Annotated in this window: 17 protein-coding genes and 1 riboswitch; of the genes, 3 read left to right on the top strand and 14 right to left on the bottom strand. The window is 63.6% G+C overall.

Annotated features, from left to right (window positions below; genetic code table 11):
• Positions 1–22: 22 nt before the first annotated feature.
• From AC3ANQ_RS10095 to AC3ANQ_RS10065, 7 genes are all read right to left on the bottom strand, one after another.
• A complete protein-coding gene (locus tag AC3ANQ_RS10095) occupies positions 23–1393 on the bottom strand; it encodes a glutamate-5-semialdehyde dehydrogenase (protein WP_488304933.1) in 1371 nt (456 codons plus the stop codon).
• On the bottom strand, positions 1390–2580 hold the full coding sequence (gene proB, locus AC3ANQ_RS10090; protein WP_488304932.1) for a glutamate 5-kinase: 1191 nt from the start codon (positions 2578–2580) through the stop codon (positions 1390–1392). The genes AC3ANQ_RS10095 and proB overlap by 4 nt, the downstream gene beginning before the upstream one ends.
• Positions 2570–4159, bottom strand: a complete 1590-nt coding sequence (obgE, locus tag AC3ANQ_RS10085) for a GTPase ObgE (RefSeq protein ID WP_488304931.1) — start codon at positions 4157–4159, stop codon at positions 2570–2572. Before obgE ends, proB begins: the two co-directional genes overlap by 11 nt.
• A gap of 144 nt (positions 4160–4303) precedes the next feature.
• Entirely contained in the window at positions 4304–4567 is a 264-nt protein-coding gene (gene rpmA, locus AC3ANQ_RS10080; RefSeq protein WP_003803426.1) for a 50S ribosomal protein L27, read from the bottom strand.
• 60 nt (positions 4568–4627) lie between these two features.
• On the bottom strand, positions 4628–4936 hold the full coding sequence (gene rplU / locus AC3ANQ_RS10075; RefSeq protein ID WP_028267456.1) for a 50S ribosomal protein L21: 309 nt from the start codon (positions 4934–4936) through the stop codon (positions 4628–4630).
• Positions 4937–5357: 421 nt separating this feature from the next.
• Positions 5358–6878 (bottom strand): bifunctional hydroxymethylpyrimidine kinase/phosphomethylpyrimidine kinase, encoded by a 1521-nt coding sequence (locus tag AC3ANQ_RS10070; protein WP_488304930.1) that lies wholly within the window; start codon positions 6876–6878, stop codon positions 5358–5360.
• Positions 6870–6966, bottom strand: a riboswitch (TPP riboswitch). (Overlaps the previous gene by 9 nt.)
• Positions 6967–7074: 108 nt before the next feature.
• Positions 7075–10197 (bottom strand): Rne/Rng family ribonuclease, encoded by a 3123-nt coding sequence (locus AC3ANQ_RS10065; protein ID WP_488304929.1) that lies wholly within the window; start codon positions 10195–10197, stop codon positions 7075–7077.
• Positions 10198–10664: 467 nt separating this feature from the next.
• Here AC3ANQ_RS10065 and AC3ANQ_RS10060 point away from each other — a divergent pair, with 467 nt between their 5' ends.
• Positions 10665–11378, top strand: a complete 714-nt coding sequence (locus AC3ANQ_RS10060; RefSeq protein WP_488304928.1) for a vitamin K epoxide reductase family protein — start codon at positions 10665–10667, stop codon at positions 11376–11378.
• A gap of 88 nt (positions 11379–11466) precedes the next feature.
• On the opposite strand, the gene ndk is transcribed toward AC3ANQ_RS10060, so the two are convergent.
• From ndk to AC3ANQ_RS10025, 7 genes are all read right to left on the bottom strand, one after another.
• Complete coding sequence (gene ndk / locus AC3ANQ_RS10055; protein ID WP_268021400.1) at positions 11467–11886, bottom strand: nucleoside-diphosphate kinase; 420 nt, start codon at positions 11884–11886, stop codon at positions 11467–11469.
• A 54-nt stretch (positions 11887–11940) separates the two neighbouring features.
• Positions 11941–12393, bottom strand: coding sequence for a DUF4233 domain-containing protein (locus tag AC3ANQ_RS10050; protein ID WP_488305298.1), 453 nt, complete (start codon positions 12391–12393; stop codon positions 11941–11943).
• A gap of 2 nt (positions 12394–12395) precedes the next feature.
• A complete protein-coding gene (locus AC3ANQ_RS10045; RefSeq protein ID WP_488304927.1) occupies positions 12396–13757 on the bottom strand; it encodes a bifunctional folylpolyglutamate synthase/dihydrofolate synthase in 1362 nt (453 codons plus the stop codon).
• A 3-nt stretch (positions 13758–13760) separates the two neighbouring features.
• On the bottom strand, positions 13761–17081 hold the full coding sequence (ileS, locus tag AC3ANQ_RS10040; RefSeq protein ID WP_488304926.1) for an isoleucine--tRNA ligase: 3321 nt from the start codon (positions 17079–17081) through the stop codon (positions 13761–13763).
• Between the two features lie 323 nt (positions 17082–17404).
• On the bottom strand, positions 17405–18163 hold the full coding sequence (locus AC3ANQ_RS10035) for an SDR family oxidoreductase (protein WP_488304925.1): 759 nt from the start codon (positions 18161–18163) through the stop codon (positions 17405–17407).
• A gap of 9 nt (positions 18164–18172) precedes the next feature.
• On the bottom strand, positions 18173–18811 hold the full coding sequence (locus tag AC3ANQ_RS10030; protein ID WP_488304924.1) for a class I SAM-dependent methyltransferase: 639 nt from the start codon (positions 18809–18811) through the stop codon (positions 18173–18175).
• A complete protein-coding gene (locus AC3ANQ_RS10025; protein WP_488304923.1) occupies positions 18808–19185 on the bottom strand; it encodes a DUF488 domain-containing protein in 378 nt (125 codons plus the stop codon). Before AC3ANQ_RS10025 ends, AC3ANQ_RS10030 begins: the two co-directional genes overlap by 4 nt.
• 63 nt (positions 19186–19248) lie before the next feature.
• On the opposite strand from AC3ANQ_RS10025, the gene valS reads away from it, so the two are divergent.
• Positions 19249–21870 carry a valine--tRNA ligase gene (valS, locus tag AC3ANQ_RS10020; RefSeq protein ID WP_488304922.1) on the top strand — a complete coding sequence of 874 codons (2622 nt, stop codon included), beginning with the start codon at positions 19249–19251 and terminating at the stop codon, positions 21868–21870.
• A 382-nt stretch (positions 21871–22252) separates the two neighbouring features.
• Positions 22253–23128: an Fpg/Nei family DNA glycosylase gene (locus AC3ANQ_RS10015; protein WP_488304921.1), complete on the top strand. Its 876-nt coding sequence runs from the start codon at positions 22253–22255 to the stop codon at positions 23126–23128.
• The last annotated feature ends 10 nt before the right edge of the window (positions 23129–23138 follow it).

Below are 23138 nucleotides of genomic sequence, written 5' to 3'. Positions count from 1 at the left end.
TCTGTTCTATGTTACAGCGTTGTTAGCCGCGGATCTGGCCTTCACCCTGCACGATCCACTTGGTGGTGGTCAGTTCCGTGAGCCCCATGGGACCGCGAGCATGCAGCTTCTGCGTGGAGATTCCCACCTCGGCGCCCAAGCCGAGCTCGCCGCCGTCAGTGAAACGCGTGGAAGCGTTCACGATGACAGCCGCGGAGTCGATATCGGCGATGAATTTCTCAGCGTTGGCCAAGTTGTTCGTCAGGATGGCTTCCGTGTGGCCCGTGGACCACTTGCGGATGTGGGCGACCGCCTCGTCGAGGCTGTCCACCATGGCAACCGCGAGGTCAAGGTCCATGTATTCCGTCGCCCAATCGACGTCGTCGGCGGGAACCGTATCCACGGCGCCGGACAACGCTGCTTGGATCCGGGAATCGACGTGGAGAGTTACGCCGGCAGAACGCAGCGCGCCAGCGACTGCCGGCAGCACGGTCGATTTGGAGTGAACCAAGAGCGTCTCCACGGTGTTGCAGACGCTGGGACGCTGGGTCTTGGCGTTGAGCAGGATATCGACGGCCATCTGTTCGCTGGCGGATTCGTCGATGAAGATGTGCACATTGCCTTCGCCGGTCTCAATGACGGGCACCGAAGAGTTGTTGACCACAGTCTGAATCAGGTCCCGTCCACCACGGGGAATCAGCACGTCCACCCGGCCGCGGGCACGCATGAGCACATTGGCGCCCTCGCGGCCGAACTGGTCAACGGTCTGGACAGCGTCAGCCGGAAGGTCAACGGATTCCAGTGCGTCGCGGAGGATCTTCACTAGGGCCGCGTTGGTGTGGTCCGCAGCCGATCCGCCGCGCAGGATCACCGCGTTGCCGCTCTTCAGCGCTAGTCCGGCGATGTCCACGGTGACGTTGGGGCGGGCCTCGTAAATCGCTGCCACCACGCCCATGGGCACGTTGACTTGGCGCAAGCGCAGCCCGTTGGGAAGAGTCTGGCCGCGGACAACGTTGCCCACGGGATCCGGCAAGCCTGCCAGGTTTTCAAGGGCGGCGACGAGGCCGTCGATGCGAGCGGGAGTCAGGGTCAGGCGGTCCAGCAAGGCAGCGGAGGTTCCGTTGGTGCGGCCCGACTCAACGTCCTTGGCGTTGGCAGCGAGGATCAGCCCCTGCTGTTCCTTGAGGGCAGCGCCGATCGCGTGCAGCGCGCGGTCCTTCCAGGCACGGTTCGCCTGGCCCATGCGCCGTGCGGCCTGCCGTGAGCGGTCCGCAATCGAATGCACGGCCGCTTCGACGCGCTCGGGGGTGAGCGGCACGGTTCCCAACTCCGGAGTTTCCGGCACCTGGGCGGCATTGCCGGAAGTCAGGGCGTCGGTCATCACGGGAGAATCAGGGGTCAGGGCCTCAGTCATTCTCCAAGTTTAGTGGAGCGGGAGGGTTGAACCAGTACGAGGTCGTCAACATGAACAACTACGCGGTCATATCCGCGGCCAAGGTCCTTGGCGAGCTCCTTGGTTGAACGGCCAAGCATGCGCGGAAGCTCTTCCGAGGAATAGTTCACCAGTCCCCTGGCAATCACGGTGCCCTCGGTAGAGATCATCTCCACAGGATCGCCGGGCTCGAAATCCCCGGTCACTGAGGAAATCCCGGCGGGCAGCAGCGAGGTGTGACGGTCGCGCACGGCTTTGACGGCGCCGTCGTCGAGCACCAAACGGCCCCGAACAGAAGCGAGGTGGGCCAGCCACAAGAGGCGGACGGGTTTACGGTTGCCGTTGATGGCAAACCACGTGCCTACGTCCTCGCCCGCGAGGGCGGCCGCGGCATTGGCGGTGGACGTCACCAAGGCGTGAATGCCGGAGCCTGCCGCGATCGACGCAGCCTCCACCTTGGTGGTCATTCCACCCGTACCGATGCCGGCTTTGCCTGCCTTGCCGATGGTCACGCCGACCAGGTCCTGGGGGCCAGTGACGAGCGGAATGCGCTTGGCACCGAGCGACGGCGGACCGTCGTAGAGCGCGTCGACGTCGGAAAGCAGGACCAGCGCGTCAGCCCGGACCAAGTGCGCCACCAAGGCTGCGAGCCGGTCGTTGTCACCAAAACGGATTTCATGCGTGGCAACAGTGTCGTTTTCGTTCACGACGGGCACGACGCCGAGGTTCAGCAGGCGGTCCAGCGCCCGGTACGCGTTGCTGTGCTGCGTGCGCCGCATCAAATCATCCGCAGTCAGCAGGACCTGGCTGACGGTGACACCGTGCGCGGCAAAAGCCTGCGAGTAGCGAGCCATCAACAGCCCTTGGCCCACACTGGCCGCGGCTTGTTGCGTGGCAAGGTCCTTAGGACGCTTTGCCAAGCCAAGCGGCGCGAGACCTGCCGCGATTGCACCGGAAGAGACCAGGATGATCTCCGTCCCTGAGTTGCGCTTCTCGGCCAGTGCGTGGACGAGGGCCGTCAGTGCTTTCTCCGAGATGCCGCCCTTGATGCTGGTCAGCGAGGATGAACCCACCTTCACCACGATCCGCTTGGCGCCAGCCAAGGCCTGGCGTTCAGCAGCGTCGGCGTCTTCAATCACTTCAGAGACGCGGGCCGTACTAGTCGTCATTTTCGGCTTCCAGGCCGCTTTCCTTCAGCGGCTTGGGTAGACGGCGGCCGCTGACGGACTCAGTCCAGATGCCCGCCTTGCGCTCGGCTTCGAGCTCGGCGCGTGCTGCGGCCTTTGCTTCGCGGCGCTCGAGCTGCTCATCGCGCTTCTGCGAACGGGTGGGACGGTCGCCGATGTCAGCAACACGGATATCCGTGCCTCGAGGCGTCGCCAGGAGTTCGGCGCCCGCCATCATGGTGGGCTCCCAGTCGAAGACGACGCCGTCCTCTTCGCCGATCACCACGGTGTCACCCGGAACGGCACCCATCTTGAACAACTCGTTCTCGATGCCGAGCTTGGCAAGGCGATCGGCAAGATAGCCAATGGCTTCTTCATTGGTGAAGTCCGTCTGCTTGACCCAGCGGACCGGCTTCTCCCCCAGCACGCGGAAGAGCGGCTCAAGGTTTTTCTCCTCGCGGCGGATCTTGAAGCCGGACTCATTGACGGCACGGGGGCGGAGAACGGGCGTTGGGACCTTGGGAGGCGCAGTGGCAACGGCCTTGCGGGCCGCCATGACAATCTCGCCCATGGCGTAGCTCAGTTGGCGCAGGCCTTCATGGCTCGTGGCGGAGACTTCGAAGACGCGGTAGCCGCGCTGTTCCAGTTCGGGACGGACGAACTCGGCCATGTCCCGACCATCAGGCAGGTCCACTTTGTTCAGGACCACAAGCTTTGGGCGTTCGTTCAGGGGAACTACTTCGCCGTCAACGCCGGCGTAGCTCATATCCACTGCGTACTTGTCCAGCTCTTGCTCGATGATCGCAAGATCCGAGAGGGGGTCCCTATCTGCTTCAAGGGTCCCGCAGTCCAGCACGTGCACCAGTGCGGCACAACGCTCTACGTGGCGCAGGAAGTTGTGGCCCAGGCCTTTGCCCTCGCTCGCGCCCTCGATCAGACCGGGAACGTCGGCAATGGTGAACCTGACGTCACCGGCCTGAACCACGCCCAGGTTGGGGATCAGGGTAGTGAACGGGTAGTCGGCGATCTTTGGCCGCGCCGCTGACATCGCCGCGACAAGGCTGGACTTGCCTGCGGAGGGGAAGCCAACCAGCGCGATGTCCGCGATGGACTTCAGTTCCAGGACGATGTCGCTGGAGTCGCCTTCAGTGCCGAGGAGGGCGAAACCGGGAGCCCTGCGCTTCTGCGAAGACAACGACGAGTTACCGAGGCCGCCCAGGCCGCCTGCAGCGGCGATGAACTCGGTGCCTTCACCTACAAGGTCAGCAAGGACAACGCCGTCCTTGGTCTTGACCACAGTGCCGTCCGGGACGGGAAGCACGAGGGTTTCGCCGTTCTTGCCGCCGCGCCAGTCGCCCATGCCGGGTCCACCGTTGGTTGCGTGGCGATGGGGTGCGTGGTGGTAATCAAGCAAAGTGGTGGTCTGGGCATCAACGCGCAGGATGACGTCGCCGCCATTACCGCCGTTGCCGCCGTCGGGTCCGCCGAGGGGCTTGAACTTCTCGCGCTTAACAGAGACACAGCCGTGGCCGCCTGTTCCGCCGGATACGTGAAGTACTACCCGGTCTACGAAGGTCGCCACGTGTTTCTCCTCTATGTGGAAATTACTGCTTGAAGTGCGTGTTGCCGGCTGATGCGCCGCCGCCCGCCCTAGTAAATTCTAGTGCGGTTAAAAAGACAGGTGGAGCGGGCCATACGGCCCGCTCCACCCGTTCAGAACGTGTTATTACTCTGCAGCTGCAGCAGCAACGATGTTCACTACGCGACGGCCGCGGCGAGTACCAAACTCAACCGCACCTGCCTGCAGGGCGAACAGGGTGTCGTCGCCACCGCGGCCGACACCGGCGCCGGGGTGGAAGTGGGTGCCGCGCTGGCGGACGATGATCTCGCCAGCGGAAACGACCTGGCCACCGAAGCGCTTTACGCCGAGGTACTGGGCGTTGGAGTCACGACCGTTGCGAGTGGAGCTCGCGCCTTTTTTATGTGCCATTTGAAATGCCTGCCTTTAAATTCTGGGGAATCTGTTGAAAACCTGAACAGCAACCAGTGGTTACTTGATACCGGTGATCTTGATCTTGGTCAGTTCTTGACGGTGACCCTGGCGCTTCTTGTAGCCGGTCTTGTTCTTGAACTTCTGGATGACGATCTTCGGACCACGGAGGTCTTCGAGGATCTCAGCCGTAACCTTGACCTTGGCCAGATCCGCAGCAGCGGAGGTGACCTTGTCACCGTCCACCAGGAGCAGTGCGGGCAGCTCAAGAGTGCTGCCGGCTCCACCGGGGACGCGGTTCAGGGTTACGTAGTCTCCAACGGAAACCTTTTCTTGGCGGCCGCCTGCGCGGACAATCGCGTACACCACTTGGGCACTCACTTCTCTCGACGTTTATTACTAAATTTGCGTGCGGAACCCCGATCCGAAAACGGGCCTGGTTCACGCTGTGCCTCAACGCCGTGGACTCCGGTACGGAATCCATGAGTCATCCCTCAAACAGTTCCAAGTGAAAGGCTAGTTCCAAATGAAAGGTCTCTAGGGGCATAACCCAAGTGTTGGCGTAAGCACCGAAGATCTAGATTACGCTAGTTTCGCCTTCGGCTGCAAATGAGGCCAGGCCCGGAGGCTGCCACGTGATGGCTGCCACAGACTGGCTATGTCGCCGTCCGGTACCGTGCCCGTCTACCTTACCCTGCCAGCCTGGAAAAGTACGGATCGTTGGTCCGACACGCGGCGGCTCCCGCCGAAACGGCCTGACGATCCAACTTTTCCGCGTCAGAAACCAGGCTCAACCATGCACACGTGGAGCATCAAAGAACGCAGTTTCGTAGCGGCAGGATTGGGCGAATGCTTCCATCATCGCGGCCCGCTCCCCAAGGGAGGCTGTCTGCGCGGCAGCATCTGTGATGTCGATTGCCCTGCGGGTAGCCTCAGCAAACGCCTCGTCCGCATAGGTGCGCAGCCAGTCCGCATAAGGGTGCTCCTCCGAGGCTTCCGCCTGAAGATAGCCATGATGGAGCTGCTGTCCCACCTCGGCGTACAACCAGTAGCAAGGCAGGACGGCAGCCAGTAACACGGCATAGCTGCCCGACGCCGATGCCGCCAGCAAATGGTCCACGTAAGCTTTGGTGACAGGTCCCGGTTCTCCGCTTGCCTGGCGTCCGCTGAGCCAGTTCCGGTGCAGCTCGGACTCGACTTCAAGGCACATCTGCGAACCGCGGGCCCAGAACAGCTGTTCGGTCTCGCTGGGAGCGAGGGCGCTTGCCCGCGCCAGAACCCGGGAATAGCCGTTGAGATAGATGGCATCCTGCGACAGGTAGTAGGTGAACTGCTCTTCACCAAGCGCGCCGGACTGCAGTTCCCTGATGAAGTCCAGTCCGTAGATGGCCTCGAGTTCCGATTGGGCGGCGTCCCACATCCGGACCGCGAAAGCACCCGGTTGGAGGGCGTGCTGGTGCGCGTGGAAGTGGTGGATCGGTCCGTTGCCTTTCCCCACTTCCAGCACCTCGGACTGGGTCAGCGCCTCCTGGAGCCACGGCTTGACAACGCGCAGTGCTGACTCCCAATCGCCAAGCCGCGCCTTCGCCGTCGCCATCGCTGAGGACAGGGAACACCCCGTGCCATGGCTGTTGCGGGTCTCCACCCGCAGGCCGCCGAACTCGACGACGTCCTGGCTCAGGAGTCCCCCGGTGTTGACCAGGGCGTCCGGGCAGTCGGTTCCCCTCAGATGGCCGCCCTTCACCAGGACGGTGTTTCCGCAGGCAGCAGCCAAGCGCTTGCCCTGCTCCAACGCCGATGCCCAGTCAGTGGCTTCAGGTTCGCCAAGCAGCATGGCCAATTCAGGAAGGTTGGGGGTCACCAAGTCAGCGAGGGGCAGAAGTTCCCGCAGTGCGGTTTCAGCGGACTCCGCCAAGAGCCGGTCGCCGCTGGTAGCGATCATCACTGGATCCAGCACGACGACGGCGGGGCGCGCCTCGCCGAGCCAGCGGCGAACTTCGTGGATGACCGCGGCGTCCCCGAGCATACCGATTTTGACGGCATCAACCGTGATGTCGGTGCTAATGGCGTCCAACTGCTGGCGCAAGAACGCCACGGGAGGCACATGGACGGCAGTGACCCCCTGCGTGTTCTGTACGGTGAGCGCAGTGATGACGGCCATGCCGTAGCCGCCGTTGGCCGCAATGCTCTTCAGATCGGCTTGGATCCCGGCACCACCCGAAGGATCCGAGCCGGCAATGCTGAGGACCCTGGGGATAGGGCGCTGGATGGCCTTGAGCGGGTAGACAGCTGATTGGGCTGAAACAGTCATACGAGACATCCCTTCGCCGGTGCTAACCGGACAGGTTCAACGGGTCTGGTCTCAGCCGGCTTGGTGCGCGGCACCCCGTGTCAGTCCCTTAGCTTAACCCGGATCACACGGCGCCCGCTGAAATGGCCAGCAACGCCGAAGCCCCGGCGGTTTCACAGGAGCGGAAACGGCCGGGGCTTCGGACAGGGTACTTCGCTCAGAGCTCGGACTTGGGCACGCCGACTCCGAGGATGATCGGTTCCGCTGCCGCCGTCGACTTAGCCGGAGCAGCATCGGGGGCCTTGGCCTCGTGCGCGGCCCCGCCGGAGGCAGGGGCGGCAACCTCGTGGTGCTCCACGTCGGTGGCGTTGGCGGCACCCTGGGCCCGGCTGGCGCTACGGTTGCGGCGACCTCGGCGTCCACGCGATCCTGATTCCGAGGACTCCCCGGTTGCAGCGGCGGAGGCCCCTGCGGGGGCTTCCTGGGCTTCTGTCGCCATCCTCGCGGTGTCCGGGGCCTCGCCGAGGCCTGCGAACGCCTTTGCCAACAGATCCAAGCTCATGGCTGGTGCGCCACTCGCTGGCTCTTCTTCGTGGTGGACGAAAGGCAACGCCACTTCCTCGCCGCCGAATCGCAGGACAGGCTTTGAACGTTCCTCGCCACTCGAAGCGGCAGCAGGAGCCTGAACCGGGGCCGCGGGAGCCTGGACCGGGGTTGCTTCCGCTACGTGCCCGCCAGCGAGCGATTCCGCGGCGTGGTGTAGCTCGTCGTCGTGCAGGTGTGCAGCGTGGGCCGCAGCCGCGATGGTGGCGAGGGCAGCGCGGGTTGCTGCCAGACGATTAGGATCCGTCGATTCGACGTGGACCGGAGCCGGAGGGGTCAGCGGAAGCTCAGTTGTCCCTTGCCCCGTGCCCCTGCCGCGGCGGCGCTTGCGCTGCTCCGGGCGGACAGTCGGCTGTGACTCCGTGCGCGGGTGGTGATGTTCAGCGGCCACCACGTTGGCCCGGCGGTGCTCCACGGGCTCGTCGCGCGTGACGATTCCGCGCCCTGCGCAGGTTTCGCACTGCTCGCCGAAGACCTCAAGCAGTCCGGTGCCCATACGCTTGCGGGTCATCTGGACCAAGCCAAGCGAGGTCACTTCGGCAACCTGGTGCTTGGTGCGGTCCCGGCCGAGGCACTCGACCAGGCGGCGCAACACGAGATCGCGGTTGGATTCCAGGACCATGTCGATGAAGTCGATGACAATGATTCCGCCGATGTCGCGCAGGCGCAGCTGACGGACCACTTCTTCGGCAGCTTCAAGGTTGTTCTTGGTGACGGTTTCCTCGAGGTTGCCACCGCTGCCGGTGAACTTCCCGGTGTTGACGTCAACAACGGTCATGGCCTCGGTGCGGTCGATCACGAGGGAGCCGCCGGAGGGCAGGAAGACCTTGCGATCCAATGCCTTGTGGATCTGTTCGTCCACGCGCCATGCCGAGAAGATGTCCTGGTCTGAAGTCCACTTCTCAAGGCGGCCTACCAGATCCGGAGCCACGTAGGTCACGTAAGCCTCGATGGTGTCCCAGGCTTCATCGCCGGAGACGATGAGCTTGGAGAAGTCCTCGTTGAAGACGTCACGGACAACTTTGATGGTGAGGTCCGGTTCGCCGTACAACAGTTCGGGCGCGAGGATCTTGGTGGACGTGGACTGGCTTTCGATGCCTTCCCACTGGGCCCGCAGTCGGTTGATATCGTGCGTCAGCTCTTCCTCGGAAGCACCTTCAGCCGCGGTCCGGACAATGACGCCCGCGTTGTCGGGGAGGCGATCCTTGAGGATCTTCTTCAGACGGTTGCGCTCGACGTCGGGCAGCTTGCGGGAGATGCCGGTCATGGAACCCCCGGGCACGTACACGAGGTAGCGGCCCGGGAGCGAAATCTGGCTGGTCAAGCGCGCACCCTTGTGGCCAACGGGGTCCTTGGTGACCTGTACCAGCACGGAATCGCCGGACTTCAGGGCGTTTTCAATGCGGCGCGGTTTGCCTTCCAGAGTGACGGCGTCCCAGTTGACTTCACCGGCGTACAGCACGGCGTTGCGGCCGCGTCCGATGTCGACGAATGCGGCTTCCATCGACGGCAGAACGTTCTGGACTTTGCCCAGGTAGACGTTGCCGATCAGGGAATCCTGCTGTGTCTTGGACACGAAATGCTCCGCGAGCACGCCGTCTTCCAGGACACCGATTTGGATCCTGTCGTCGCGCTGGCGAACGATCATCTGGCGGTCCACGGACTCGCGGCGAGCCAGGAATTCGGCTTCGGTGATGACCTGGCGGCGGCGACCGGTCTCGCGGGACTCGCGGCGGCGCTGTTTCTTGGCTTCAAGGCGAGTGGAGCCCTTGACGCTAGTGACGCGGTCGGAGCTGCTGGTGGACTCAACGTGTGCGCGGGGAGCGCGGACACGGGTCACAGTGTTGGGGGGATCGTCGTCTCCGCCGCCCGTCAGCTCCAGGTCCTGGTCGCCACGACGGCGGCGCCGACGACGTCGGGAGGTCACGCCTTCCTCAAGGACTTCCTCGGTGCCGACTTCCACTTCGTCATCGGATTCCGCGGAAGCTTCTTCTCCAGCGGCATCTTCGCGTTCGGTGCCGCGACGCCCGCGGCGCCCGCGGCTGCGACGGCGGCGGCGGCTGCCGGCATCATCGAGCTCGCCCTCCTCGGCAGCTTCCTCAACGTCGGCTTGAGATTCCCCTTCGACGACGGCCGGCTTGGCAACTGCGCTCAAGTCCGGTGCCTGGAAGATCATGGACGTGACGGAGGCCGGTTCCAGGAACAGCGAGGCGACCGGGCTTGTAGCTGCGGGCTTGGCGGCCGGTTCCTCGGTGGTTTCCTCGGGCGCAATCTCCGCAGCCGGCGGTTCCACGGGCGCAACCTCGGTAACCAGCGCTTCAACCTCGGATTCTTCGGCAACCGGCTCTGCGGTCTTCGCCTTCGTAGTACGACGACGGCGGACCGGCTTTTCCGGGACCGCTTCAGTTTCTGCCGCAATTTCAGGTTCCACGACGGCGGCAGCCTCTGCTGCCTCGCCACCGGCGGGAGCTTCCTGTGCGAATCCTGGCAGCGGCTCGGGAGTTTCGACCTTCTTGCGTGTCCGGCTACGCCGGACAGGAGCCTTGGACGCTTCGGCGCCTGCATCTTCGGTAGGCGGCTCCGCAGCGGATGCGGCAGCACCGGCGTCGGGGGTTTCTTCCGCAGCGAACGTCTTCGGCACCGCCTTGCGGCGGGTTCGGGTGGCTTTCTTGGGCGCTTCAGTGGTCTCGGTGGACGCCGCATCTTCGGCGACGGCTACAACTTGCTCGTTATCCATATGTGGTGACACTCCTGCCCTTGCGCAACCGCCACATCCGGCGCCCAGAGGGGCAAATATTGTCAAAACCCGCAGGCGTTGACAGAAGTCAGTAGTGGTCTCTCCGGTTCGCACCAGCTTGAGGGTGCGGCATTCACGGAAAGCCGGCCTTGATCCAAACCCGTTGTTCTAGTGCCACAACCAGGTGCCGTCCATTGCCACCGCGGGCCTACCGTGGATCAACGGATCCTGGGCATGCCCTGCACGTGAATGGCGGTCTTGCGAACAAGATACCGGACCGGATTCCGCATGTGGATCGGCTTCCGGCCATGTTCATTCTCTCACACGCCCGCGCTCCCGGCAGGAATCACCTCGCGAAAGCTTGCGTGCCGTGACCCTCTGGACGCCGCATCCAGCCACCGAGGCTAGAATCCTCCCAAGAGCACCCCCGGCCCCGGGCCGGGCTTTCCAGTAAAGGACCGCTAACCATGCCGAGCCCCGCCAGCCCGAACCTGGCCAATAACGACGCCCGCTCCCTCCGGCACGAGAAAGCCCGGAAGGACAATGCAAGGAAAAGCCCCGATGGAGGAAACACCGCCGACGCGGCGGTACCGCCCATGGTCCGCGACCGGCCCATTGCGTGGTTGCTGCTCGTCACCGGTGCCATAGCCTGGCTGGCATCCGGCGCGCTCGTCCTCGAGAAATTGCAGGTCCTCATCGACCCGAACCACGCAACGGTCTGCGACGTCAATCCGTGGGTGTCCTGCGGCAGCGTCATGAAGACACCGCAGAGTTCGGTCTTCGGCTTCCCCAACATGTTCATCGGCATCGTGGCCTTTGCCGTGATCATCACCACTGCCATGGCAATTTTTGCGGGGGCCAAGTTCGCCCGCTGGTACTGGATCGGGCTTCAGACCGGCGTGACGCTGGGCTTCATCTTCATCGTGTGGCTGTGGTCGCAGGCTTTGTATGTCATTCACATCCTGTGCCCGTTCTGCATGGTGGTGTGGGCATGCATGATTCCGCTTTTCGTGTTCGTGACCATCAGGAACGTGGTGCATGGGGTCATTCCGGCTCCCGCGCGCTTGGCCAAGATCCTGGGCGAATCCGGTTGGATCATTTCCGCGCTGCTCTACGTTGCCGTGATTGCGAGCATCTTCTTTGCCTTCATCAACGTCTTCATTGGCACATCGGGCTACTGAGCGCTTATACCGTAATTGAGCAATTAACCTCAGAAGGGGCCCGTGTTCGCGTGAACATGGGCCCCTTCAGCCATTGGCTTGGGGAAAACTACGCGCCGAACCAGATCTTGATCTCGCGCTCGGCGGAATCCACCGAGTCGGAACCGTGCACCAGGTTCTGCTGCACGGCCAGGCCCCAGTCGCGGCCGAAGTCACCGCGGATTGTGCCGGGTGCCGCCGTCGTCGGGTCCGTGGTTCCGGCAAGAGAGCGGAAGCCCTCGATCACGCGATGGCCCTCGAAAATGGCGGCGACAACCGGGCCGCTGAGCATGAACTCAACCAGCGGCTCGTAAAACGGCTTGCCGAGGTGCTCTTCGTAGTGCTCTTCCAGCAGCTCGCGGGTGGCGTTGACCTTCTTCAATTCGACCAAGGAGTATCCCTTGGACTCAATGCGGGCGAGGATGCTGCCGCTCAGGTTGCGGGCGACGCCGTCGGGCTTGATCAGTACAAGGGTGCGCTCAATGCTCACGGTTGCTCCAATGTGGTGGTGTGTGGGTTTCCCAGCCAGTTTACGGGGTTAGGCTCAAACGGACTGACCCGTAGCGTCTTCCCCGTGCGAGGCGTTCCACTCGGCTTGTTCGCGATCGCGCTTGGCATTGTCGCGGTCAATCCTCATGCCGGCGCGGATGCCGTACCACCAGCACGCCGCAAACAGGATTCCCACGACGAACATCGTAGGCTCGGCGAATCCAGTAAGGATCAGGACCAGCTGCAAAACCCAGCCAACTCCGACGCCCCACGGCTTGCTGAGGACAGCACAGGCCAGGACCAGCACCACGCTTAATGTAATGCCGAATGTCAGGATCAGTGCCGGCGATATCTCTCCACGCTTCAGGCCGAAAACAGCCAAAGTGGCGAAGAAAGCGACGAAAGCTTCCAGGAGGAGCACGGTCGAAGCGAACATCACCTTGGTGGAACGGCGCTTCTTGGGCATCCCCGGGCGCCATTCGCGCTGGGCCTTCGTGAGTTTGGCCATACTCAAGCACCGGCCTTTCCAAGGAGCATGCGGGCTTCGGCCACCACGGTGATGGAGCCGGTAACAAGTACCCCGCCGGCCAGGTCTTCGTTGGCTTCTGCGCGTTCCACAGCCCATTCGATCGCATCATCCAGCTTCTCGGCAATGTGGACGTTGTCCGCACCGAAGCCAAGGTCGACGGCGAGATCGGCCAATTGCGCGGCCGGGATAGCCCGCGGTGAGCTCGACTGCGTGAAGCAGAACTCCTCCGCCAGTCCGCCCAGGGATTCCTTGAGCTGGCGCAGGATTTCTTCCGCATCTTTTTCCTTGAGGACTCCGAGGACCACCACCAGCTTGCTGAAGCTGAAGGCCTCTTCAATTGCCTCGGCCGAGACGCGGATGCCATCAGGGTTGTGGGCGGCGTCCACAATGATCGTGGGAGCGGTGCGCACCACCTCAAGACGGCCGGGCGACGTGACATTGCCGAAAGCCTCGCGGAGGACATCGCCGTCGAGCTCCTTCTCGCCGCCACCGAAGAACGCCTCCAGGGCCGCGACGGCTACTGCGGCGTTCTCGGCCTGGTGGGCGCCGTGCAAAGGCAGCAGCAGATCCTCATAGCGGCCCGCGAGGCCCTGGATGGTCAGCACTTGACCTCCAACGGCGACGCTGCGGGACTCCACACCGAATTCGACGCCTTCAAAGCGGAACGGCACCCCAACCTCGCGCGCCTTCTCCAAGAGCACCTGCGCGGCGTCCACGGGCTGGGCTGCGCTCACCAGGAAGCCGCCAGGCTTGATGATCCCGGCCTTCTCGCGGGCGATGTCCTCGGTGGTGTCGCCCAGGAGATCCGTGTGGTCGAGGGAAATCGGCGTCACCACGGAAACCTGGCCGTCGCCCACGTTGGTGGCATCCGTGATGCCACCAAGGCCAACCTCAATGACGGCGACATTGACGGGCTGGTCAGCGAAGATCGCGAAACCCAGAATGGTCAGGCACTCGAAGTACGTGAGCTTGGGCTGGCCGTCGGCCTCGAGTTCCTTGTCCACGATCTCGAGGTAAGGCCGGATCTCGTCCCAGATCCGGACGAAGGTCTCATCCGAAACCGGCTCGCCGTCTATGCTGATGCGCTCGGTGACCTTTGACAGGTGCGGGCTGGTGTAGCGGCCGGTGCTCAAGCCATGGGCGCGGAGCCCAGCCTCAATCATGCGGGCAGTGGATGTCTTGCCGTTAGTGCCCGTGATGTGGATGATCGGGAACGCCTTGTTGGGTTCGCCCAGCACGTCCATGGCCCGGTACAGCGGCGCAAGCCGCGGCTCCATCTTGTTTTCCGGGGCGCGGCCCAGGAGTTCGGCGTAGACGCTTTCTACGGAGAATTCGTCGCTCATGTACTAGGCCTCGATCTTTGTAACGGTGATCTGCGGCTCGACGGCGTCGCCGGAGACGACGGGGTCGAGCTTGAGGGACAGGGTTTCGGTCTTGACCAACTCTTCATTGGCGCGAAGCGCGTCAACAACGTCGTGGACAGCCAGCACGGTGGTGTGGATGCGGTCGCTGACGTTGAGTCCAGCGTCCTTGCGGGCCTGCTGGATGGCACGGACCATGTCGCGCGCCAGGCCTTCGGCAGCAAGTTCGGGGGTGACCTCGGTGTTCAGGACCACGAAGCCACCACCGGGGAGGACAGCAACGGCCGCGGACGATCCGTCAGCCGATTCCGCGACGACGGTTTCCAGTGTGTACTCCTGCGGTTCCAGTTCGAGGCCGCCTGCCGTGACCACTCCTTCATCGGAAACCGACCAGTCGCCGGACTTGGAGCCCTTGATGGCCTGCTGGACGTTCTTGCCCAGGCGTGGACCGGCCGCGCGGGCATTGACCACGAGTTTCTGCTCGATGCCGAATTCCTCCGGCGACGCCGTGGCGGCATCCAAGAGCCGGACGGAACGCAGGTTCAGTTCATCCGCGACGACGGCGGCGAAGCCTCCCAGCGCATCCGCACCGGGTGCCACCACAGTGAGTTCCTGCAACGGCAGGCGAACGCGGAGGTTGGCGGCCTTGCGCAGGCTTGAACCGGCCGAGCAGATCTGCTGGACGCGGTCCATGGCTTCCACGAGATCCGGGTTTGCCGGGAACAGCGCGGCCTCGGGCCAATCCGCCAAGTGCACGGAGCGGCCGCCGGTCAAGCCCCGCCAGATCTCCTCGGAAACAAGGGGAAGCAGCGATGCAGAGACACGGCAGACGGCTTCGAGCGCCGTGTAGAGGGCGTCGAAAGCGTCAGCGTTCTCGTCGAAGAAGCGTTGGCGGCTGCGGCGCACGTACCAGTTGGTGAGCATGTCCAAGTAGCTGCGCAGTTCATCGCAGGCGCCGGAAATGTCGTAGTCGTCCAGGCTGGAAGTGATGTTGCGGACGAGGTCCCCGGTGTTTGCCAGCAGGTACTGGTCCAGGGTGTCCGTGTAGCCGTCGTAGCGCAGTTTGGCGTCATAGCCGGCGCCACTATTGGAGGCGTTCGTGTACAGAGTGAAGAAGCTGTACACGTTCCACAGCGGCAAGATGACCTGGCGGACGCCGTCGCGGATTCCCTGCTCGGTGACCACGAGGTTGCCGCCGCGCAGGATTGGGCTGGACATCAGGAACCAGCGCATCGCGTCGGAGCCGTCGCGGTCCAGGACCTCGGAGACGTCCGGGTAGTTACGCAGGCTCTTGGACATCTTCTGCCCATCCGAGCCCAGGACGATGCCATGGCTGATCACATTGCGGAAGGCCGGCCGGTCGAAGAGCGCTGTGGACAAGATGTGCAGCATGTAGAACCAGCCGCGCGTCTGCCCGATGTACTCCACGATGAAGTCGGCCGGGTTGTGGGTGTCGAACCATTCCTCGTTTTGGAACGGGTAGTGCACTTGGCCGTACGGCATGGAGCCCGAATCGAACCAGACGTCCAGGACGTCCTCGACACGACGCATGGTGGACTGGCCCTGTTCTGGGGAACGCGGGTCGTCCGGGTTGGGCCGGGTCAGTTCGTCGATGAACGGGCGGTGCAGGTCAACCTGGCCGTCGTTGTTCATCGGAAGACGGCCAAAATCGGTCTCCATCTCGGCGAGCGAGCCGTAAACGTCCGTGCGCGGGTACTCGGGGTCATCGGACTGCCACACCGGGATGGGCGAGCCCCAGTAACGGTTGCGGCTGATGGACCAGTCGCGGGCGTTGGCCAGCCATTTGCCGAACTGTCCGTCCTTGACGTTGCCGGGGATCCAGTTGATCTCCTGGTTCAGTTCGGACATCCGGTCCTTGAACTTGGTGACCTCCACATACCAGGAAGACACGGCACGGTAGATCAAGGGGTTGCGGCAGCGCCAGCAGTGCGGGTAGCTGTGCTCGTAGCTGGCCTGGCGAACCAAACGACCGCCGGAGCGCAGGGCCTGCGTGATGGGCTTGTTGGCATCGAAGACCTGCAGCCCGGAGATCTCGGCAAGGGGTCCGTGCGCGAACAGGTGGAGGAACTTGGCGCCTTCGTCAACGGAGAGGACCACGGGGATACCGGCGTCCTCACAGACTTTCTGGTCGTCTTCACCGTAGGCCGGGGCTTGGTGGACGATACCCGTACCGTCGGTGGTGGTGACGTAGTCCGCTACGAGGAACCGCCAGCCGTTCTGCGTACCGTACTTCTCGACGTCGGAGAAGTAATCCCAAAGCGGTTCGTATTCCAGGCCGGCCAACTGGGTGCCCGTGTAACTGGCGGTGACCGCCGCGGCCGCGGCAGCGCCGTCGTCGTACCCGAGATCCTTGGCGTAAGTGCCGAGGAGATCGGCGGCCAGCAGGAAGCTGCCCGTCACCGGGGCCTCCGGGGAGGCCGCTTTGATGCCGTTCGGACCGGCTGGAACCACCGCGTAGGAGATGTCAGGCCCGACGGCGAGCGCCAGGTTGGTGGGCAGTGTCCAGGGGGTGGTGGTCCAGGCGAGAGCCTGCACACCCTTAAGGGACTTGGAGAGGTCCGACTCCCCCGCCTTGATGGGGAAAGTCACGGTGACGGTCTGGTCCTGGCGGTTCTTGTAGACGTCATCATCCATGCGCAGCTCATGGTTGGACAGCGGGGTCTCGTCCTTCCAGCAGTACGGCAGGACCCGGTAGCCGTTGTAGGTGAGGCCCTTCTCGTGGAGCTGCTTGAAGGCCCAGAGGACCGACTCCATGTATTCGACGTTGAGTGTCTTGTAGTCGTTGTCGAAGTCCACCCAGCGTGCCTGGCGGGTGACGTAGCTCTTCCACTCGTCCGCGTACTTCATGACGGAGGCGCGGCAGGCGTCGTTGAACTTGTCGATGCCCATGGCTTCGATCTGGGTCTTGTCAGTCATACCCAGTTGCTTCATGGCTTCGAGCTCAGCGGGAAGGCCGTGCGTATCCCAGCCGAAGCGTCGCTCGACGCGCTTGCCCCGCTGGGTCTGGTAGCGGCCCACCAGGTCCTTGGCGTAACCGGTCAGGAGGTGGCCGTAGTGGGGCAGGCCGTTGGCGAAGGGAGGGCCGTCATAGAAGACGAACTCGTTGCTGCCATCGCGGCCCGCATCGCGGTTGTCGATGCTGGCTTGGAAGGTTCCGTCCTCATCCCAGTACTTGAGGATGCGCTCTTCGATCTCCGGGAACTTCACGGAGGCCGACACCCCTGTTGCGGGGCCGGACAGAGCTGTGCCGGACAGTGTTGCGGAGGCCTTGGGGTAGTACGTCATCTCTTCATCCTGGGTTGAGCCGGTGAACACAAAGTTTCATTCAGGATGCGAGGACGGCCCCAGGCCGTTGTTTCCAACAGCGCCGGTACCGCGGTACCACCTCACTTACCGCCGCTGGCGCTGCTCCCTTGAGGAGGAGCTGTTCCGGCGTCGGCCGCTCATTGCTGCTGTGACGGGCTTACCCGTCCGGTTCTACTGACCCTTGGTGGGCGTTCTTCCGGAAGCTCACCGGTGATGTCCGGGTCAAAGCTTGTGCCACAAGTCTAGCGGCAGCGGCGCCGCGCGCTCCACTTGGGGCGTGGAGCGCGCGGCGCCGGTACCCCTCAGCCCTTGCGGATCAACTTGTGGGTGGCAGCCTGTGCCACCGGACGGACGATGATCTCGTCCAGGTTGATGTGGTGCGGCACGGACACCGCGTACTTGACGACGTCGGCGACGTCCTCAGGCGTGAGCGGCTTCTCGACGCCGGCGTACACCTTGGCTGCCGCAGTGGCATCACCGAGGCGGTTGAGCGCGAATTCCTCAGTGCGGACGAGACCGGGTGCTACCTCGATGACGCGGATGTTGTTCTCCGCTTCCTCCAGGCGCAGGGCGCCGGTCATCGCGTGCTGGGCAAACTTGGCCGCGTTGTATCCGCCGCCGCCCTCGTAGGCCGTGAATCCCGCGGTCGACGTCAAGTTCAGGACGGTGCCCTCGCCGTTGGCCCGCAGCATCGGGAGGAACGCCCGGGTCAGCTTCAGGGTGCCGAGCACGTTGACCTGGTACATCCAGTCCCAGTCTTCGGTCTGGGCATTGGCCAGGGTGTCTGCGCCTCGTGCGCCGCCGGCAATATTGATGAGGGTGTCTGCTCCCCCTGCTTCGGTGACCGCAGAGAGCAAGGCGGCGACGTCGTCGTCGTTGGTAATATCCGCTGCGAACGGCACAGCGCCGGTCTCGGCGCCGAGGGCCTCGAGCCGTTCGGCTCGGCGGGCGACGGCGAACACCTTCCATCCATCTGCGGTGAGGGCCCGCACTGTGGCTTCGCCGATTCCTGTGCTGGCGCCGGTCACTACTGCAGTCTTCGTCTGTACTTCCTCAGTCATGGCACCACCCTAACGTGGTTCATCGGGAGAAATCGCACGGCCAAGGATGTGGGCGATCGGCGGGGACAGTGGTCCGGCCGAGAAGCCGAAACGCTCGGTGTCCAGTACCTGAAAACCGGCGGCGGCGATTGCTTGAAGCGTGTCGCGGTTGGGGTGGCAGCCTCCGGCCATGCGCTGCCAAACGGGAGTGAGCAGATCCTCGACGACGGCGAATGCCTTCCGTTCCGAGCGCACGTGTTCGTAGAATGCCAAGGTTCCGCCGGGACGAAGCACGCGGCGGATTTCCGCCAAGGCCGCAGCTTGGTCAGCGACGCTGCACAGGACAAGACTGACCACGACGGCGTCCGCCTCGCCATCGGCCGCTGGAATGTTCTCGGCGGTGCCGGGAACAACCGTGACCGGGACAGCAACGAGCTTTGCCTTCCCCTCAGCAAGGCCCCTGAGGTAGTCGTCAGGTTCAACCCCGAGGACACTTTCCACAGTGGCCGGGTACAAGCCGAACGACGAGCCCTCGCCGGCACCGACCTCGATGACCCGGCCCAGCAGGCCGGCCACCAAACTGCGGCGGTGCTCGGTGCCGCCGCGGCGGTTTATCGCTGGAACCGCTCGGGCGTAAGCCCGCGCAAAGCGCGGGTGCTGCGGGGTCATGTCCCTGCCGCCCCGACGCCTAGCAAGAACCCCAGGAGCACGCGGGCGTGGTTGATCTCTGGATCCCTCGCGCCGTAGAGCAGCGTCACACGCTTCTTGCCGGCCGCCAACTCCAGCAACTGGTCCACGGCGGGATTCTTTTCCAGCTCGGCCTCATACTGCTTCTTGAAGTCCGCGAAGCGCTCCTGCATGTGCGCAAATTCCGTGCGCAGCTGCGGCGACGGTGCGATCTCCTTCAGCCAGAGATCCAAACGGGCGCGTTCCTTGGATACCCCTCTCGGCCAGAGCCGGTCCACCAAAACCCGGTAGCCGTCGTCGTCGGCTGCCTCGTCATAGATGCGCTTGATAGCCAAAACATCTTTGAGTTCCGTCATGGGCCGCATGCTACTGCACGTCCGCGTGCCGCGGAACAATGGGGGCCATGAAACAATTGGCGCATGGCTGAATCAACGCAGGGTACAGACACGCCCGCCACCGCCCCCATCAACGTTCCCGACAAGCCGGCCCTTGAAGGCCTTGAGGCTGCCCTGACGCAGCGCTGGCTGGACGAAGGAACCTACAAGTTCAACCCGGACACCACCCGGGAGCAGGTCTACTCGATCGACACTCCCCCGCCTACCGCCTCGGGTTCGCTCCACGTGGGCCACATGTTCTCGTTCACGCAGACGGATGTCCAGGCCCGCTACATGCGCATGACCGGCAAGAACGTGTTCTACCCGATGGGTTGGGACGACAACGGCCTGCCCACCGAGCGCCGCGTCCAGAACTACTACGGCGTCCGCTGCGATCCCGCCATTCCGTACAACGCCGACTACCGCCCGCCGGCGGAGCCCGCAAAGAACCAGCGCGACTTCGACGTCGTCTCCCGGCAGAACTTCATCGAACTCTGCGAGGAACTCGCCGTCGAGGACGAGAAGGTCTTCGAGAACCTGTTCCAGACTCTTGGCTTGTCCGTGGACTGGGACCTCACCTACCGCACTATCGATGACACTTCCCGTGCGGTGTCCCAGCGCGCCTTCCTCACGAACCTGAATGCCGGCGACGCCTACATGGCTGAGGCTCCCACGTTGTGGGACGTGACGTTCCGCACCGCCGTCGCGCAGGCCGAACTGGAGGACCGCGAAGTTGCCGGAGCGTACTACCGCTACCCCTTCTTCACCGCCGACGGCGAGAAGATCTACATTGAGACCACGCGCCCGGAACTGCTCGCGGCGTGCGCGGCTCTGGTGGCAAACCCCGACGACGAGCGTTACCAGCCACTGTTCGGCAAGACCGTGACGTCTCCCCTGTTCGACGTCGAACTGGAGGTCAAGGCGCACCCGCTTGCCAAGGCGGACAAGGGCTCGGGCATCGCCATGGTCTGCACCTTCGGCGACCTGACGGACGTCACCTGGTGGCGCGAGCTGCAGTTGCCCACGCGGGCGATTGTGGGCCGCGACGGGCGCATCATCGCGGAGACTCCGGAATGGATCACCACCGACGCCGGCCGTGAAGCCTATGCCGCGATCGCTGGAAAGACGGTGTTCGGCGCAAAGGAAGCCGTGGTGGAACTCCTCAAGGCTGCCGATCTGCTGGACGGCGAGCCCACGAAGATCACGCACCCGGTGAACTTCTTCGAAAAGGGCGACAAGCCCCTCGAAGTTGTCACATCGCGCCAGTGGTACATCCGGAACGGCGGCCGGGACGAGGACCGCCGTGAACGGTTGATCGCGCGAGGACACGAGATCGAGTTCCACCCGTCCTTCATGCGCTCCCGCTATGAGAACTGGATCTCCGGCTTGAACGGGGACTGGCTCGTTTCGCGCCAGCGCTTCTTCGGTGTGCCGATCCCCGTCTGGTACCCGCTTGATGCCCAGGGCAACCCGGACTACGCGAACCCGATCCTCCCGTCCGACGAGTCCCTGCCCGTGGACCCTGCGGCAGACGCGGCGCCCGGCTTCGACGAGTCCCAGCGCGAGCAGCCCAACGGCTTCATCGGTGACGCGGATGTCCTGGATACCTGGGCCACGTCTTCCCTGACACCGCAGATCGTGGGGGGCTGGAGCCGTGACGAGGAACTGTTCGGCAAGGTCTACCCCTTCGACCTCCGTCCCCAAGGCCACGACATCATCCGCACCTGGCTCTTCTCCTCGGCGGTGCGGGCGGATGCCCTGCAGAACAGCGCACCGTGGAAGCACGCTGCCATCTCGGGCTGGATCCTGGACCCGGACCGCAAGAAGATGTCCAAGTCCAAGGGCAACGTGGTGGTTCCGACCGACGTCCTCAACGAATTCGGTTCCGACGCCGTTCGCTACTGGGCTGCCTCGGCCAAGCTTGGCGCGGACACCGCCTACGAGATCGCCCAGATGAAGATCGGCCGCCGCCTGGCCATCAAGCTGCTCAACGCCTCCAAGTTCGTGCTGAACCTGGGCGCAACCGAGAACTCGGTTGTCAGCGCGGACCTTTCCGTCCTGGGCAACCCCCTGGACCGCGCGCTGCTGGCACAGCTGGCCGACGTGGTGGCACAGTCCACCAAGGCGTTCGACAACTACGACTACGCCCGGGCCCTCCAGATCACGGAATCGTTCTTCTGGCAGTTCACTGACGATTATGTTGAACTCATCAAGGACCGCGCTTACGGTGCCGCCGGCGAGACAGAGCAGGCCTCCGTCCTTGCGGCCCTCGCCACCACACTGGATTCACTGTTGCGCCTGTTCGCACCGTTCCTGCCCTTCGCCACTGAAGAAGTCTGGAGCTGGTGGCGCGCAGGCTCGGTGCACCGCGCGGCGTGGCCGGCGGCCCTGGAAATCGTCGACGGCGACACCACCATGCTGGGCACCGTTGGCATTGCGCTGAGCGGCATCCGCAAGGCCAAGTCAGAGGCCAAGGTCAAACAGCGCACCGAAGTTCGCTCCGCCACGATCACTGCGGGCGAATCCTTTGTTGTGCAGTTGGAAGCTGGACTGGGAGATTTGAAGGCTGCGGCCAATGCACAGGAGATTTCACTGGTAGCCGCTGACGGCGAACTCACGGTGAGCGACGTGGTCCTGGCACCTGCCGAGGAGCCCGCGCAAGCCTAGTTTCGAAGAGCCCGGGAGTTTCCGGTCCTGTCCGTGAGTTTTCGGGCAAAGGGGAAGCCCCATCAGCGTTTAGCCGTTGGTGGGGCTTCGACTTTTCGGCTGTCCGGTGACGTCTTGACAGTCTGGCGGAATCCTCGGACTTTCAGGTCTTCCTACCTCGTCACTGGTAGCTTGCATCCAACTTTGCCGAAGGCTGCGTCAGACACATATCACTGAATCTTTGGTTTCCGTGTCCCGCTTCTTTCGAAGTGGGTAAGTTCTATTCTTGACCCGCTCCCCAGCCAGCACAAGCCCTCTTCAAGAACTACTGGCGTGTAATTCTTGGCGTTCGTACTGGCCTCCGGGGTTCTGGCAGCTGGGTGCTTTGTGGGACAGTGTTGCTATGCCAGAACTTCCCGAAGTGGCCGGGCTAGCCGCCTTCCTGGGCAGGAATCTTCTCGGTGCCGAATTGACGAAAATCCAGATCACCTCCTTTGCAGTGCTCAAGACCGCCGATCCACCGTATTCGTCCCTGGAGGGCCGGAAAGTCCTCGGAGTGGAGCGCTTCGGCAAGTTCATCAGTCTCGACGCCGGGGGGACCCAATTCATTTTCCACCTCGCCAAGGCCGGATGGTTGCGCTACACCGAGCAGCCGTCGCAGGCCCAGCTACGGATGGGCGGCAGCAATATTGCCGCCAGGCTCAGTTTCACCAAGAGCGATGGCTCAACACACGTCGGCGTGGATCTGACGGAGGCGGGCACGAAGAAAAGCCTGGCCGTATACGTGGTGCGAAGCCCAATGGACGTTCCGGGCATCGCAACCCTGGGTCCGGACCCCCTGAGCCCGGAATTCACGGCCGAAACCTTGACCGGGATCCTGGCCACCAGCTCACACCAGATCAAGGGACTGCTCCGCAGCCAGGGTGTCATCGCGGGCATCGGGAACGCCTACAGCGACGAGATCCTCCACGCCGCCAGAATTTCACCGTTCGCGATCGCCAAGTCGCTGGACAGGAATACCACCCAGGTCCTCTATGAGGCCATCGAAAGCGTCCTGGGTGCGGCTGTCGCCGCCGCCACCGGGAAAGCCTCCAACGAGCTCAAGGACGCGAAACGGAGCACCATGAGAGTGCATGGCAGGGCGGGCCAGCCATGCCCGGTCTGCGGGTCCACGATCCGCGAGGTGTCCTTTGCCGACACCGCGCTGCAGTATTGCCCGGGCTGCCAAACAAACGGAAAGATCCTGGCGGACCGTAGGACGTCGCGCTTCCTGAAATAGCTGCGCCAGG

The sequence above is a fragment of the Arthrobacter sp. DMZ02-1R genome (assembly GCF_057747935.1).
This window is presented reverse-complemented; position numbering and strand designations above follow the sequence as displayed.

Coding starts and splice junctions, on each gene's coding strand:
- AC3ANQ_RS10025 (WP_488304923.1), bottom strand. CDS start 19,185: ATGACGGAACTCAAAGATGTTTTGGCTATCAAGCGCATCTATGACGAG.
- AC3ANQ_RS10030 (WP_488304924.1), bottom strand. CDS start 18,811: ATGACCCCGCAGCACCCGCGCTTTGCGCGGGCTTACGCCCGAGCGGTT.
- valS (WP_488304922.1), top strand. CDS start 19,249: ATGGCTGAATCAACGCAGGGTACAGACACGCCCGCCACCGCCCCCATC.
- AC3ANQ_RS10045 (WP_488304927.1), bottom strand. CDS start 13,757: ATGAGCGACGAATTCTCCGTAGAAAGCGTCTACGCCGAACTCCTGGGC.
- AC3ANQ_RS10050 (WP_488305298.1), bottom strand. CDS start 12,393: ATGGCCAAACTCACGAAGGCCCAGCGCGAATGGCGCCCGGGGATGCCC.
- rpmA (WP_003803426.1), bottom strand. CDS start 4,567: ATGGCACATAAAAAAGGCGCGAGCTCCACTCGCAACGGTCGTGACTCC.
- AC3ANQ_RS10060 (WP_488304928.1), top strand. CDS start 10,665: ATGCCGAGCCCCGCCAGCCCGAACCTGGCCAATAACGACGCCCGCTCC.
- ileS (WP_488304926.1), bottom strand. CDS start 17,081: ATGACGTACTACCCCAAGGCCTCCGCAACACTGTCCGGCACAGCTCTG.
- proB (WP_488304932.1), bottom strand. CDS start 2,580: ATGACGACTAGTACGGCCCGCGTCTCTGAAGTGATTGAAGACGCCGAC.
- AC3ANQ_RS10015 (WP_488304921.1), top strand. CDS start 22,253: ATGCCAGAACTTCCCGAAGTGGCCGGGCTAGCCGCCTTCCTGGGCAGG.
- AC3ANQ_RS10035 (WP_488304925.1), bottom strand. CDS start 18,163: ATGACTGAGGAAGTACAGACGAAGACTGCAGTAGTGACCGGCGCCAGC.
- AC3ANQ_RS10065 (WP_488304929.1), bottom strand. CDS start 10,197: ATGGATAACGAGCAAGTTGTAGCCGTCGCCGAAGATGCGGCGTCCACC.
- AC3ANQ_RS10070 (WP_488304930.1), bottom strand. CDS start 6,878: ATGACTGTTTCAGCCCAATCAGCTGTCTACCCGCTCAAGGCCATCCAG.
- AC3ANQ_RS10095 (WP_488304933.1), bottom strand. CDS start 1,393: ATGACTGAGGCCCTGACCCCTGATTCTCCCGTGATGACCGACGCCCTG.